12 protein-coding genes are annotated in these 14,503 nt (G+C 43.2%); 10 read left to right on the forward strand and 2 right to left on the reverse strand.

The features are described from left to right. Positions 1 to 165 precede the first annotated feature (165 nt). The 5 genes from NQ536_RS00665 (at position 166) to NQ536_RS00685 (ending at position 6,141) form a co-directional block, all read left to right on the forward strand. Complete coding sequence (locus NQ536_RS00665; RefSeq protein WP_004852227.1) at positions 166 to 1,722, forward strand: ABC-F family ATP-binding cassette domain-containing protein; 1,557 nt, start codon at positions 166 to 168, stop codon at positions 1,720 to 1,722. A 111-nt stretch (positions 1,723 to 1,833) separates the two neighbouring features. Then, on the forward strand, positions 1,834 to 3,654 hold the full coding sequence (locus NQ536_RS00670) for a bifunctional homocysteine S-methyltransferase/methylenetetrahydrofolate reductase (RefSeq protein ID WP_004852224.1): 1,821 nt from the start codon (positions 1,834 to 1,836) through the stop codon (positions 3,652 to 3,654). Positions 3,655 to 3,741: 87 nt separating this feature from the next. Further along, a complete protein-coding gene (locus NQ536_RS00675; RefSeq protein WP_004852221.1) occupies positions 3,742 to 4,911 on the forward strand; it encodes an NAD(P)-dependent malic enzyme in 1,170 nt (389 codons plus the stop codon). Between the two features lie 200 nt (positions 4,912 to 5,111). Next, entirely contained in the window at positions 5,112 to 5,411 is a 300-nt protein-coding gene (locus tag NQ536_RS00680) for a helix-turn-helix domain-containing protein (RefSeq protein ID WP_044998143.1), read from the forward strand. A 13-nt stretch (positions 5,412 to 5,424) separates the two neighbouring features. After that, entirely contained in the window at positions 5,425 to 6,141 is a 717-nt protein-coding gene (locus tag NQ536_RS00685; RefSeq protein ID WP_004852218.1) for a LytR/AlgR family response regulator transcription factor, read from the forward strand. Here NQ536_RS00685 and NQ536_RS00690 read toward each other — a convergent pair. Both NQ536_RS00690 and NQ536_RS00695 read right to left on the reverse strand, forming a co-directional pair. Further along, positions 6,113 to 6,892: a YlmH/Sll1252 family protein gene (locus NQ536_RS00690; RefSeq protein ID WP_044998141.1), complete on the reverse strand. Its 780-nt coding sequence runs from the start codon at positions 6,890 to 6,892 to the stop codon at positions 6,113 to 6,115. The two genes, NQ536_RS00685 and NQ536_RS00690, sit on opposite strands and share 29 nt — an antisense overlap. Before the next feature lie 471 nt (positions 6,893 to 7,363). Next, positions 7,364 to 8,191, reverse strand: a complete 828-nt coding sequence (locus NQ536_RS00695; protein ID WP_004852213.1) for a hypothetical protein — start codon at positions 8,189 to 8,191, stop codon at positions 7,364 to 7,366. Between the two features lie 229 nt (positions 8,192 to 8,420). On the opposite strand from NQ536_RS00695, the gene NQ536_RS00700 reads away from it, so the two are divergent. From NQ536_RS00700 to NQ536_RS00720, 5 genes are all read left to right on the forward strand, one after another. Beyond that, a complete protein-coding gene (locus NQ536_RS00700; RefSeq protein ID WP_022059662.1) occupies positions 8,421 to 9,026 on the forward strand; it encodes a helix-turn-helix domain-containing protein in 606 nt (201 codons plus the stop codon). Positions 9,027 to 9,164: 138 nt separating this feature from the next. Then, positions 9,165 to 10,238 (forward strand): LacI family DNA-binding transcriptional regulator, encoded by a 1,074-nt coding sequence (locus NQ536_RS00705; protein ID WP_004852209.1) that lies wholly within the window; start codon positions 9,165 to 9,167, stop codon positions 10,236 to 10,238. Positions 10,239 to 10,793: 555 nt separating this feature from the next. Continuing rightward, positions 10,794 to 12,101, forward strand: a complete 1,308-nt coding sequence (locus NQ536_RS00710) for an extracellular solute-binding protein (RefSeq protein ID WP_004852205.1) — start codon at positions 10,794 to 10,796, stop codon at positions 12,099 to 12,101. A 104-nt stretch (positions 12,102 to 12,205) separates the two neighbouring features. After that, entirely contained in the window at positions 12,206 to 13,642 is a 1,437-nt protein-coding gene (locus tag NQ536_RS00715) for a carbohydrate ABC transporter permease (protein WP_044998217.1), read from the forward strand. After that, positions 13,642 to 14,484: a sugar ABC transporter permease gene (locus NQ536_RS00720; protein ID WP_004852202.1), complete on the forward strand. Its 843-nt coding sequence runs from the start codon at positions 13,642 to 13,644 to the stop codon at positions 14,482 to 14,484. The genes NQ536_RS00715 and NQ536_RS00720 overlap by 1 nt, the downstream gene beginning before the upstream one ends. Positions 14,485 to 14,503: the final 19 nt, after the last annotated feature.

Raw genomic sequence — 14,503 nt, forward strand, 5'->3', positions numbered from 1 at the left:
GATATATGTAATCCATGTTATAAGTGAACAACAGAAATTAAATGGAATTTAAGTAAAATTACTACAAAGACAGGTACTTCATCCGCATAGGAGTGATTTGGCATACCCCCCGGATACAAACTCGCCCGCGCGGATGAAGTGCCGTCCGTCAGACAAGGAGAGTTTATGATATTAGATGTAAGTAATCTCAGCCATGGATTTGGCGACAGAGCAATATTTGAGAATGTGTCATTCAGGCTGCTTGCGGGCGAGCACATAGGACTTGTCGGTGCGAATGGTGAGGGCAAGTCGACATTTATGAACATAGTGACTGGAAAGCTGATGCCCGATGAGGGCACGGTGACGTGGGCGAAGAATGTCAAGGTTGGCTATCTGGACCAGCACACGGTTCTTGAGCCGGGCATGACTATAGGAGGAGTGCTGAGAGACGCATTTTCCAGATTGTTTGACATGGAAAAAAGGATAAATGAGATCTGTGACAAGCTTGCAGATGTGGCGGATGATGAGGAGATGAATGCGTTGCTTGAGGAGATGGGACTTCTGCAGGATCTTCTGGACAGCCATGATTTCTATATAATAGATTCCAAGGTTGAGGAGGTTGCCAGGGCATTTGATCTTATGCAGCTGGGACTTGACAAGGATGTGACTGAGTTGTCTGGCGGACAGAGGACCAAAGTCCTGTTGGCTAAACTGCTGCTTGAGAAGCCAGAGATACTTCTGCTTGACGAGCCGACAAACTATCTGGATGCCCACCATATAGAGTGGCTTAAGAGATATCTTCAGGAGTATGAGAATGCATTTATACTCATATCTCATGACATACCGTTCTTGAATTCAGTTGTAAATATTATATATCACATGGAAAACGGTCAGCTTAACAGGTATGTAGGCGACTATGACAAGTTCCAGGAGGTATATGCCGTGAAGAAATCCCAGCTTGAGGCTGCGTACAGAAAACAGCAGCAGGAGATATCTGAGCTGAAGGATTTTGTTGCGAGAAATAAGGCAAGGGTTGCCACGAGAAATATGGCTATGTCCAGACAGAAGAAGCTTGACAAGATGGATGTCATCCAGCTTGAGCGAGAGAAACCAAAGCCTGAGTTCAACTTCAAGGAGGCTAGAACTGCCGGAAAGGTGATATTTGAGACTGATGATCTGGTGATAGGTTACAGCAAAGATAGGCCGCTTTCAAAACCGATGAATCTTCGCATGGAGCGCGGTGATAAGATTGCCATCACGGGAACAAATGGTATAGGAAAGACCACGTTCCTGAAAAGTGTTTTGGGACTTATCCCGGCGATATCAGGCAAGGCGCAGCTTGGCGATTATCTGCATATAGGATACTTTGAACAGGAGGTCAAGCCGGGAGAAAATACCTGCCTGCAGGAGATATGGGAAGAGTTCCCTGGATATACACAGTATGAGGTACGTGCGGCTCTTGCAAAATGTGGTCTTACTACCAAACATATTGAGAGCAAGGTGAAGGTCCTTTCGGGTGGCGAGCAGGCGAAAGTCAGACTTTGTAAGCTGATTAATTCGGAGACAAATGTCCTTCTGCTTGACGAGCCGACAAACCATCTTGACGTTGACGCCAAGGATGAGCTCAAGCGGGCGCTCTTAGAGTACAAGGGTTCCATACTGCTGGTATGTCATGAACCGGAATTCTATGACGGTCTTGTGACAGATGTGTGGAATCTGGAGCAATATACACTCCTTAACTAGGGACGCTTCTTTTGTAACGAGGAGTGTCCCCGTGTAATGAAAATATAGGACAGAGGGACGCTCCTCGTTACAAAAGAAGCGTCCCTGATGGAATAAGGACGGAGATGTTAGATGAATATACTTGAAAGCTTAAGGGATAAATTGCTTGTTGCGGACGGAGCGTTTGGAACCTGTTATGCGGGGATGTATGGGGAGAGAGGAACTGTTGCGCCTGAACTTGCAAACATGCGCCACCCGGAGCGGGTACTTGAGATACATAAAGAGTACGTGAAGGCGGGAGCCGGAATTATAAGGACCAACACATTTGCGGCAAATACAGCGAGTCTTGATGCAGATATGGATTATGTGATTTCAAATGTGCGTGCGGCGGTAAAACTTGCGAAGCAGGCTGTGGCGGAAACTGGTGCACCTGGAATAGATCGAAAAAAGGCATACGTTGCCGGAGATATAGGTCCGATACCTGCGGATGCCGGTCTCACGCTGAATGAGAGAGTGTCACAGTACAAGCTGCTCGGTGAGGCAATGCAGGACATGGGGGTGGATATCATCTGGTTTGAGACATTTCCTGAGTTCAATGTGCTTGAGCCTGTGGTGAAGCAACTGAAGGCAAGAAAGGATACACCAGTCATGGTGTCGTTTTGCGTGAACCAGTTTGGATATAGCAACTGCGGATTTTCAGCAAGGGCATTGCTTTCACAGGCGGCAGCGAATAGTGATGTGGACTGTGTTGGGCTCAACTGTGGAGTTGGTCCGTATCACATGCTTCAGCTCCTGAAAAAACTGGATATAGACTGTGGAAAGCCTGTATCCATAATGCCGAATGCGGGATATCCGAAGTTTACACAGAGCAGACTTGTATTCAATGACAACAAAGAGGGGTTCATTGACAAGATACAGGATATAGCGGCATTAGGTGCAGATATCATAGGAGGGTGCTGCGGAACAAATCCTGAGTACATACGTCAGATCAAGGAGAGTGTAAAAAAAGGAGATATCGTTAAGGCTGCAAAGGTTCATGTAGAAAAACAGCAGTTTGATAATGCACCTAAGGACAATTTCCTTAAAGGTCGTCTGAAGAGCGGTAAGGCAGCTGTAAAAAATGCCGGTGGGCATAAGCTTATAGCAGTGGAGCTTGCGCCTCCGGTGGACGTCAATGATCAGAAGCTGCTGGACGCTGCGCATATACTTAAACAGTCACATGTGGATGTTGTGACATTCCCTGATTCGCCATCAGGAAGAACCAGAGCAGATTCTATACTCATGGCGGAGAAGGTGCATAAGGAGACAGGGCTTAGAGTTATGCCTCACCTGTGCTGCCGTGATAAGAATGCCATAGCAATACGTGGAAGTGTGCTCGGCGCACAACTTAACGGCATAAAGGATTTTCTTGTCATAACAGGAGATCCTGTTCCAGTCATGTTCAGGCAGACGACCAGAAGCGTGTTTAACTTTGATTCGGTTGGAATGATGAAGCTGCTTCAGACTATGAATGAAGAGGTATTCATCGGAGATAAGATCACCTATGGCGGGGCGATAAATCAGAACAGAATTAACACGAAGTTTGAGATTGATCGAATAAAGAGAAAGCTGGAAGCCGGGGCTGAATTCTTTTTGTCACAGCCTGTGTTCTCCAGAGAGCAGGCACAGATACTCAGAGACATGAAGGCTGAGACAGGCGCAACAATACTTGTGGGAATCATGCCGCTTGTCAGCAGGAGAAATGCATTGTTCATGAAAAACGAGATGACCGGCATAGAGATCCCAGATGAGATCATAGAGAGATACGGTGAAAATGCCACAAGACAGGAGGGAGAGGACTGCGGTATACAAATTGCCAGAGAGATACTTGATTACACGGCGGACTTTGCGGATGGGTATTATTTTTCGTTCCCGTTCAACAGGGTACATATGCTGGCACATATCGTTGACTAAAATATGAGTCAAGGTTATTATGGAATAAGCTGGTTTATATGCAGTGGATAAAATACAGGATGCGCGGGTGCGCAGAAAGGAATAGACATGGATTACAATAGTTTAAGTCTTAAGATGCATGAGGAGCACAAGGGTAAGGTAGAGGTAGTGTCCAAGGTAGCAGTGAAGAACAGAGATGATCTGAGCACAGCGTATACACCGGGCGTTGCAGAGCCTTGCAGAAAGATCCGTGACAATAAGGCTGACGTATACAAATATACATGCAAGGGCAACATGGTTGCCGTGGTATCAGATGGAACAGCAGTTCTCGGCCTTGGAGATATAGGACCTGAGGCCGCTATACCTGTAATGGAAGGAAAATCCATACTCTTCAAGGAGTTTGGTGGAGTTGACGCATTCCCTATCTGCCTTGATACAAAGGATGTGGATGAGATCGTTGAGACAGTAAAGCGCATTGCGCCTGTATTTGGAGGTATAAATCTGGAGGATATATCTGCTCCAAGATGCTTCGAGATAGAGAAAAGACTTAAGGAAGAACTTGACATTCCTGTATTCCATGACGATCAGCATGGTACAGCTATCGTTGTGTCAGCAGGACTCATCAATGCGTTAAAGCTTGTCGGTAAGCCGTTTGGCGAGGCAGAAGTAGTTATCAACGGAGCAGGTTCAGCAGGCATATCAATATGTAAGCTTCTGCTTCAGCTCGGTATAGGTAATGTGGTCCTCGTGGACAAGCAGGGGGCTCTGTGCCCTGGACAGGACTGGATGAATCCGGCACAGGCAGAGATGGCAGAGATTACAAACAAGGACAGACAGACAGGTCCCCTTGCCGAGATAATGAAGGGTAAGGATGTATTTGTCGGAGTTTCAGCTCCAAATATCGTGACAGCAGAGATGGTTGCATCTATGGCGGTTGATCCTATAGTATTTGCCATGGCAAACCCTACACCTGAGATCATGCCTGAGGAAGCGGCAAAGGGCGGAGTAAGAGTAATGGCGACAGGCCGTTCGGATTATCCAAATCAGATCAACAATGTTCTAGTATTTCCGGGAATATTCAGAGGTGCCCTGGATGCCAAGGCAACAGGCATAACTGAAGAGATGAAGATGGCAGCAGCCAAGGCTATCGCATCCATTGTAACAGATGATGAGCTCAAGGAGGATTACATCATTCCTGGAGCATTTGACGAGAGGGTTGCAAAGGTCGTAGCCAAGGCTGTAGCTGACGAGGCGATAAAGCTTGGGATTACCAAGTAATATTTAGCACTTGAGATATTATGTATATAAAACAATTTAGAAAAACTAGTAAAAATATTTACTAAAAACCGCATCCCATGCCGATATTCGGCATGGGATGCGGTTTTTTGTTGCTTATATTTGTTGTAAAGTATGCTTATGTTCAGGGGAATAAAAAATAAAGGGCTTATGTTATGAATAGGGAGGAAAAAGTGAATAGTATGATTATAGGGCAGCGTATTAAGTATGCGCGCAAATCGATGAATCTCACGCAGGAGGAGCTTGGAAGGCTGATGTGTACTGACGGAAAGTATATAAGCCGTCTGGAAAGCGGAAAGAGTCTTCCAAGCCTGAAAAGACTTGTGCAATTGTCCAGGGCTTTGAAATGTACGTGTGATTATTTTTTGTGGGATATGGATGTGCCGGAGACTGGTTCGGAGGATGTGGATATTGAGTTTGATGTAGATAATGCGGTGGATGTCATGCTCTCTGTGTACGATTCTATAAGCAGTGGAATGTAGAGGGGAGTGCGGAATGGCAAAGATAGCTGTGTATAGTGGAAATTCTTATTGTATGGAAGTGATCATGGGATATATAAACAATGCCGAGACAAAATTTGGAATGAAAAATCAGACAACATACTTTGAGTCTGTGGATATGCTTGAGTGGGACATGGAGACATCGGGGATGTTCGATCTGGTCATAGTACACAGAAGCTGGGAGATTGCCGGACTGCTTAGAAGAAAATACCGGGAGATAAACCTCATGATGGTAGCACTGGGGATGAGCCGGAAAATGTATGAAGTGCAGCCGTGCTATCAGGTGTATGAACCGATGAGTGAAACGGACTTTATGAGGGTGTTTATGTCGGCTGTCGGTGGGATTGAAAAAAGTCCGTGCTTTGTGTTCAGTACTGGATGGGTGAAATACAGACTGAACGTTCACGAGATAATGTATTTTGAGAGTGATAAGAGAAAAGTAAATATAAAAGGTTTGTATGGAGATTATAGCTTCTATGGAAATATGAGGGATCTGTCCGAACGGATAAAGAAGCTGTACACTGGATTTGTCAGGGTGCACAGTTCTTATATTGTAAATATTGAATATGTGAGGGGATACAGCTCGAGACAGATCACACTGCTCGATGGCACCCGCATCGGTATCAATGACAAATGGCGTCCGGAAGTAATGGATAACATAGCAGAGACGGAAATGGCGTCTATCAGACATATTTCAACAATTCTATGTTGAGACGTCCCTTTCTGGTAACCGTTCCAGATTCTACAAATTCGTACTTACCATACCCGCGAATGGAGAATATGTCTCCTGATTTTAGCTGGTAGCTGCTGTTTTCATATAGCCTATTGTTCAGGGTAAACTTCTTTTCTCTGAACAACAGTGAGGTGTTGCTTCTTGAGAGACCGGTGATGGTGGCGGTGACTGCATCGGCTCTTGCGGATGCGGCGATAATATGCATGGGTTTCTTCTGGAGCTGGATCTCCCCGGTGTCTTCCGGTGAACAAATGGAACATCTCATGTTGGTGTGGCGGATCCGTGTGAGACTTTCTACGATATAATCGGCGATGGACTCTGCACAGAATATATACGCGGCGCTGTGCTTGCCAGTCTTTGAAGATTCCGCGACGAGTATGTCGCCAATCATCTCTCGTTCAATGCCCAGGTTCATAAGGGCACCAAGAAAATCACGGTGGTTCAGATCTTCAGAGAACTTGTCCTGAACGGCGGCAGCTTTGACTATAGCGATCGGAAATGTCGGTTCATAGCCACAGTCTGATTCGTTTCCGAATGCTATCATGACACGCTCGCATCCTTCCCTGCCACCGAACAGTTTGTAGCCGACAAATGAAAGCTCGTCCATATTGCTGTAGAAAACGTCAATATCTGCGGCACTTAAAAAATTCGTGTATGTATATCTGTTCTGCGTATATGCTGCGTTTGCAAGATCGCTTAACCTTCCCCTCAAAACTTCGTTTTCATTCATGATAGTAGATTCTCCTGTAAAATAAATATTTGCAACTATATTATAGTACGTGGGTTGATATTTTTTAACTATATTTGCAATATAAAATGACGGCGCAATGAACAAAATGAACAATAGAATAATCATTTGCGGAAAAAACAATCATTTGACAATCAAAAACAGCAAAAAAACTATTGAAATGCTCAGCTGTTGATAATTTATTACAAAAAAAAACTTCCGTTTTATAAAATTTTGCGTATTTACAACTTGGAAGTGTTTTGATAGTATATGGGCATGACAGGGAGATAAGAAAGACGAGGTAAAACGATCAGAGATCTTCCGGTTATATAAATTTGACAATCACATATATTTTGATATACGGAGGGTTCCCTTAGCACGAAATTCGTAGAAATCCCTTTATACGATGTAATGTAACCCCATAACCCCAAACCCCAAAATATAGGAATCCTCCACTCCCCCCTTCTTAATAACCTATCGCTTCGGAGATAGGTTATTTTTGTATGTACAGGCAAGGAGTTCCACGAATGATGCATATCCGCAGGGGTGTTTTGAAATGGAAAATGATGTCTGGGATTCCGGTGATATATCGTACACGTATTTGCAGGCCCTCTCTATGATATCGGGCTGAATGACATCGTTCTGGTTGTTAAACAGAAGATTTCTGAAGTTTTCAAAGAATGAACAGATCTCAAGATCTGCGTAGCCTTCTCTAGCGCTTTGGGTACTTTTTATAAGATAGTTCACATAACGTATGGCATCATTTACGGTAAAACATTCTTTGCCATCTGTGAACAGGATAGTTTCAGGTACAAAAAAATTCGAATGCGTCAATTGCTGATCATTAAGGTTCCATTCTATTCTTTGTATAGTTGGAGGGTTGAAGGGAAAGTGATTCCTGTATTGCTCAATCATAAGGATGTTGTCAGCGCAGCAGCCCTTTAGTATTGCAGCCTGCCTTTCAATTATATAACACTTAAGTTCGATGAGTAGGAAATATGCGTCCGGTAGAGAAAAGTGCTTTGTATTGTCAGGGATAAAGAAACTTTGCGTCATACATTTGAAAAAACTATCAATAGCATAATAACTATTTATAATATCAATTGCCTGGTTCAGATCAAAGTGCCTGATGAACTCTCTGGTGGCTGGTTTCAAGCGTGTAGCAGTGTTTATTCGGATTATGTAATCATCCAATATGGCAAGTTTTTCCTCGGCACCCGATACAGACCCTCCTAGAGAACTGTAATCGGTGGGGACACAGAAATTTAATGGGATGCGAGGACATAATAATGGGTCGGTCATATATAGTCTCCTTAATGTTGAAAAATAGCTTTGTTTGTTTGTATTTTAAATACTTTATTTATCTAAATAAAATGGTAGCACTTTAACGTGATAAGTGGTAGGATATTTAATAACAGAAAATTATACTGAAAGTCTAATTACGGGGTAATTTGGCAAAAGACCAGTAAAGATGTAATTTTCGTTGGGAAAATGGTTGGAGATTGTGAAGAAGAATGATGGGGGTGAGGTTATGAGAAAGAATAGCAGACGAAACATGGCTGCAGGGACAGTGGAGAAAATCGCAGACACTATAGGCAACAATATGAAAGATATAAGATGCAACAGCCGGTCGTCAAAGTTCACGGTCAAGTATGTAGTGTCTGAGATCAACAGGGTTCTCCCTGAAGAACTGCAGATAACAACAGGGCTCTATTATAAATGGGAGAGTGAGGAGAGAATGCCTACGGCACGGCACATACCTGCCATAGCATACGCGTTGGGCGTTTCAGAGGCGGCATTGTTCCATTGGCAGACATTTAAGAGAGATGTTGGAATGGGCAATCAGGAGAGACTTATAGAGAGTATATGTGCTCTCAGTGACGACAAGATAAAAGAGCTTGCGTGGCTTGTTTCGGGTTGGGATGGTGACGTGAAAGCTCTGGTAGAATTTGATATGTTGTATGTGAGTATGCCAGTTGAAGACAGACGTGATGTGGCATCACTTGGGATAAGACTCTATGATGTATGCAAAAAAGAAGATCGGTTGAGACGTGATGTACCAATGGCGGATTTCCCTTATCTTCAGCAGGTACTGAGGGACATGTGGGCTGATGATAAGGACAAATATAGGTGCTGAAAAGATTGTTAAAAATAGCTTGACTAAAGCTGAAAAAGCGATATGATATAATTGCGGTGCAACCGATTGCGCACATTGGAATGGTTATAACATTTGTAATATAATAATAAATATCATTGGATAATTGAGGAGAATTGTATGGAGAAAAGGGGACCGGAACAGCAGACTGGTAAGACAACGGAAAAGACAACAGAAAAGACAACAGGGGACAGCACAGGACAGGGCAAAATGACTATAGCTGATGTTGCAGAAGCCCTGAATATATCAAAGACGACCGTGTCCAGAGCAATCTCTGGTAAGGGACGGATTGGAGCTGAGACTAGAAGAAAGGTCATGGAGTACATAGAGAAACATAATTACAAACCTAGTGTTATAGCTAAAGGTCTGGCGCAGTCCAAGTCGTACAATATCGGCTGGGTTATGCCGAGCGATTACAGCGTGGTGGATCTGCCATTTTTCCAGAAGTGTCTTATGGGGCTGCTCGAGATGGCTGCTCCGGTAGATTATGACGTGCTTGTGTGTACGGTATCACCGGATGATATGAGCCAGCTTGAAAGAATCGTGGAAAACCATAAAGTGGATGGAATCGTTCTTGGACGAACTCTTGTAAATGATGCTCCGGCGGAATACCTTAAGGAGAAAAATGTTCCGTTTGTTGTGGTCGGAAGTATGGAAGATGACAATGTGATCCAGATAGATCATGACCACAGAAGTGCATGCCGTGAGCTCACATCGATTCTGCTTGCTAAAGGCATGACGAAGCTTGCTCTTATGGGTGGAAATAAAAATCATGTGGTAACACTTAACAGATATAGAGGATATCTTGATGCGATGGAGGATATGGAGATTCCAGTTGACAATGGACTTGTATTCTTTGATATAGATAATTCTGTACTTTGCGAGCATGCAGTGGAAGAGGTGATGAAGCAGAATGTTGAGTGTATCCTGTGTATGGATGATGGAATTTGTCAAAATGTACTTAATATATTGGATAAGAAGAATATAGTGGTGCCTGATGATGTAAGGGTTGCCTCGTTTTATAACAGCTCACTTCTGAATAATTATCAGCCAGCTATAACATCGCTGCAATTTGATCCGAGGGAATTGGGCATGGTTGCCTGCAAATTGCTGGTTGATTACATAGAAGGAAATGAGGTTAAGAAGAAGACTCATCTGGGTTATGAGCTTCGTCTCAAGGAGTCAACGAAATAATGCGCAATAATATAAAATAAAAAATATAATTTATCGGATAATTGGAATAAAAAAGTCTCCAGGGCAGAGGATATCTCCGCTTCGGAGGCTTTTTGCGTGTAAAAGGAGCTGATAAATATTTTGTATATAAAAAGTTGCGCAAAAGTGCAACACGGTGTAGCAATATACACCACGTATCGACCTATATCATGCCGGCCAGAGACTGCATAATATATACAGATCTGATCAGGTGCAATAATATGATCTACAAATTGTTGTGCTGCAGTGCTTTATAATGTGTATTATGCACATATTGGTATGGTGTTATTTGTAAAAACAACCATATGTTGGGTTATGTGCAATCGGGTGCGCAAAATATGATGACTGTGGAAGCGCTTCTAATAAAATGAGTTGTGCAAAATGTATACTTTTTTATTTGTAAAGTTATTTAAATTAGCAGTTGACAACAATAAGCATAACTGATAATATGTAATTACAAAGAACAACCGATTGCGCACGGAAAACGAGAAGAGCAACTAATTTCTTATTATTTTATTTAAAGAGGAGGACATAAGAATGAGAAAGAAAGTTTTATCATTAACACTTGTTGCTGCGATGATGGCAGGATGCCTTGCAGGATGCGGCAACGCAGAATCAAAGGACGAAGGAACAACAGCAGCTGCTGGTGACAGCACAACACAGGCTGCAGCATCAGAAGATGCGATTCAGAACTTAATTGCTGCAACAACAGGAACTGTAGATCTTTCAGTATGGGCTTCTGAGGAAGATCAGGATCTCACAACACAGGTTATTGAAGAATTCAAGAAAAAGTATTCAGACGTTGACTTCAACATCACACTCGGAGCTGAGTCAGAGTCAAAGGCAAAGGACGATATCCTGGTAGACGTTGAGGCTGCTCCTGATGTATTCGCATTTGCTGATGATCAGATCAATGAGCTGGTTAAGGCTGGAGCACTTCAGCCGGTACAGGCTACATATACTTTTGATGTTGCAAACGAGAATGTAGCAGCTTCTGTTGAGGCAGCTTCTGTTGATGGAACATTATATGCATATCCAATGACAGCAGATAACGGATACTTCATGTTCTATGATTCATCAGTATTCACAGAGGATGATGTTCAGTCACTGGATGCTATGATCGAGGCAGCAAAGAAGGCAAACAAGAAGATCGCTATGAACGTATCAGATGCTTGGTATGTATACTCATTCTTCCAGGGCGCAGGACTTGACCTTACACTTAACGATGACGGACTTACAAATACTTGTACTTGGAATCAGGCAGGCGGTACAGACGTAGCTCAGGCAATCCTTGATCTCTTCAAGACTGGCGTATTTGTAGATATGGATGATCCTACACAGGCAACAGCAATCGCTGAGGGTACGATCTGTGCAGCAGTTAACGGAACATGGAGAGCAGCAGACGCTCAGGCAGCATGGGGCGAGAACTACGCAGCAGCTAAGCTTCCTACATACACAGTTGCAGGCAAGCAGGTTCAGATGGCATCATTCTCAGGCTGCAAGCTTGTCGGTGTAAATCCACATTCAAAGAATGTAGGCTGGTCAATGCTTCTTGCAGAGTATCTTACATCAGAGGATACACAGGTTACAAGATTTAAGCAGAGAGGTCTTGGTCCTTCAAACATCAACGCTTCAGAGTCAGATGAAGTTAAGGCTGATCCAGCTATATCAGCTCTTGCAGCTCAGGCAGCATATGCAACACCACAGCGTGTAGGTGGTAACTACTGGACCCCAGCTGAGACACTTGGTTCAATTCTTGCTCAGGGCAATCCAGACGGAACAGATCTTCAGAAGCTTCTCGACAACGCTGTAGAAGGAATTGAGGCACCTGTATCACAGGAGTAATCTTAAATAAGAAGTACTTTGAATAATATTTATAAGTTATAATGAGAATGCCTCATATGTCATTCGTGGCATATGGGGCATTAAAAAAAGAGAGGAGCTTTTTCATGAAGAAAATATCAGAATTCTTTAAAGCTATAGGAAGATATTTCAAGAATTTTGGTGTTGCTTTTGCAAAAGGTGATATATGGGTTAAGCTCTCGACGGTTATCATGGGTGCAGGTTACTTCGCAAGAAAGCAGATCGTCAATGGCTTGATCATGCTCATCGTTGAGGCTGCATTTGTGTTGATGTGCGTAGGCTATGCGGCACCAAACCTTGCCAAATTTGGAACTCTTGGAACTGTAAAGTTTGAGCAGGTATTTGATCCACTCACCATGCAGACAACTACTAATAATTACGACAATTCATTCCAGATTCTTCTCAATTCGGTGGTTGCGTTGTTCATCATTCTTATATTCGTGCTTTTCTACATTCACAATATCAAGACAGTGTACAAGCTTCAGCAGATGAAGGAAAATGGAGAACATATAAATACATTCAAGGAAGATATGAAGGCACTCTTCAACGAGAAGTTCCACATAACACTTCTCACACTTCCGACAATTGGTGTAGTCATAATGAATATCCTGCCGATACTTATTCTTATAGCGGTGGCATTTACCAATTATGACCAGCAGCATCTTCCGCCAAACTCACTGTTTACATGGGTGGGCTTCAAGAACTTCGCAAGCCTGTTCTCAAACAGCATGACAGTCACATTTGGATATTCATTCAGAAAGGTTCTTGGCTGGACACTTGTATGGGCGGTCATGGCTACATTTACCACATTCATAGGCGGTATCCTTCTTGCCAAGGCGATCAATTCCAAGACAACCAAGCTGCCAAAGATGTGGAGAACACTATTTATCATATCAATAGCAGTTCCACAGTTCGTAACACTGCTTTTGGTTAGAAACTTCTTCGCTGATTCAGGTATTGTGAACACTATCTGTTCAAATATTGGTATCACAGACATGCTTAAGCATGCAGGACTTGTCGGTGAACACCTTACATATATACCGTTCCTGACCGATCCTCACTGGGCAAAGGTCATGATCATTCTCATCAATATCTGGGTCGGTGTTCCATATCAGATGTTGATCGCAACAGGTGTTCTGATGAACATACCTACAGATCAGATTGAGAGTGCAAAGATTGATGGAGCAACAAATTTCCAGGTGTTCTGGAAGATCACAATGCCATATATCCTGTTCATCCAGGGCCCGGCACTTATAACAGACTTTGTAAAGAATATCAATAACTTCAATGTAATCTACTTGTTAACACAGGATGTATTCGTCACACAGAATCAGGCACTTGCCAATTCGCATGCGAAGGAGGTTGACCTTCTTGTTACATGGTTGTTCAGACTTACAAATGAATACTACGACTACAAGATGGCATCTGTTATCGGTATCATAGTATTTATCATATGTGCAGCATTTACACTTATATCATTCTCAAGAATGATCTCAGGAGATAAAGAGGAGGAGTACCAATAATGAAGAAAACAATAGGTTCGATCGTTAAACATATCGTATTACTTGTCCTCGCAGCTATCTGGCTGGTTCCGATCATCTGGCTGGTTGTCACCTCATTCAGCGGATATAAGGGAATCAACACAGCGCACTTCTTCCCAACTAGCTGGTCCATGGACAACTTTGTTCAGCTGCTCACAAGACCTGACTCGGTTGTGCAGTATGTGTCATGGTTCAAGAATACACTTATCATTGCAGTATTTACATGTATCATCTCTACTATATTTGTAATTATGGTCAGCTATGCGATGAGTTGTATGAGATTCAACGGCAGAAAACAGATCATGAGTGCGTCGCTGATACTCAATATGTTCCCTGGCCCACTTCTCATGATAGCAATTTACTTTATCCTGAAGATGCTGGGACTTACAAACAGTCATTTCGGTATGATCATAGTTTACTCAGCGGGATCAGGACTTGGATTCCTCATCATGAAGGGATTCATGGACACAATACCAATGTCACTTAAGGAGGCTGCCAGACTTGAGGGCGCTTCGGAGGCGAAGATATTTACTAAGGTAATTCTTCCTCTGTGTAAGCCAATAGTAGTGTATCAGGTAATCAGTTCTTTCCTTATACCTTGGGGCGATTTCGTATTCGCAAAGCTTATGCTCAACTCAGGAGTTTCGAAGGACTGGACAGTAGCTATAGGTCTTTACAATATGCTTGAGAAATCACTGGTCAACAAATACTTCTCAGTATTCTGCGCCGGCGGTATCGTGGTAGCTATCCCTATCTCAATACTGTTCGTCATCATGCAGAAATACTATGTAGAGGGCGTGACAGGCGGTTCTGTAAAGGGCTAAGGCGGCGGTCTGAGAGAAA

The organism is Coprococcus eutactus (genome assembly GCF_025149915.1).
GTDB lineage: Bacteria > Bacillota > Clostridia > Lachnospirales > Lachnospiraceae > Coprococcus > Coprococcus eutactus.

What these genes read in the sequence shown, in the direction of transcription:
- NQ536_RS00665 (WP_004852227.1), top strand. Translation starts at nt 166, where the DNA reads ATGATATTAGATGTAAGTAATCTCAGCCATGGATTTGGCGACAGAGCA.
- NQ536_RS00670 (WP_004852224.1), top strand. Translation starts at nt 1,834, where the DNA reads ATGAATATACTTGAAAGCTTAAGGGATAAATTGCTTGTTGCGGACGGA.
- NQ536_RS00675 (WP_004852221.1), top strand. Translation starts at nt 3,742, where the DNA reads ATGGATTACAATAGTTTAAGTCTTAAGATGCATGAGGAGCACAAGGGT.
- NQ536_RS00680 (WP_044998143.1), top strand. Translation starts at nt 5,112, where the DNA reads ATGATTATAGGGCAGCGTATTAAGTATGCGCGCAAATCGATGAATCTC.
- NQ536_RS00685 (WP_004852218.1), top strand. Translation starts at nt 5,425, where the DNA reads ATGGCAAAGATAGCTGTGTATAGTGGAAATTCTTATTGTATGGAAGTG.
- NQ536_RS00690 (WP_044998141.1), bottom strand. Translation starts at nt 6,892, where the DNA reads ATGAATGAAAACGAAGTTTTGAGGGGAAGGTTAAGCGATCTTGCAAAC.
- NQ536_RS00695 (WP_004852213.1), bottom strand. Translation starts at nt 8,191, where the DNA reads ATGACCGACCCATTATTATGTCCTCGCATCCCATTAAATTTCTGTGTC.
- NQ536_RS00700 (WP_022059662.1), top strand. Translation starts at nt 8,421, where the DNA reads ATGAGAAAGAATAGCAGACGAAACATGGCTGCAGGGACAGTGGAGAAA.
- NQ536_RS00705 (WP_004852209.1), top strand. Translation starts at nt 9,165, where the DNA reads ATGGAGAAAAGGGGACCGGAACAGCAGACTGGTAAGACAACGGAAAAG.
- NQ536_RS00710 (WP_004852205.1), top strand. Translation starts at nt 10,794, where the DNA reads ATGAGAAAGAAAGTTTTATCATTAACACTTGTTGCTGCGATGATGGCA.
- NQ536_RS00715 (WP_044998217.1), top strand. Translation starts at nt 12,206, where the DNA reads ATGAAGAAAATATCAGAATTCTTTAAAGCTATAGGAAGATATTTCAAG.
- NQ536_RS00720 (WP_004852202.1), top strand. Translation starts at nt 13,642, where the DNA reads ATGAAGAAAACAATAGGTTCGATCGTTAAACATATCGTATTACTTGTC.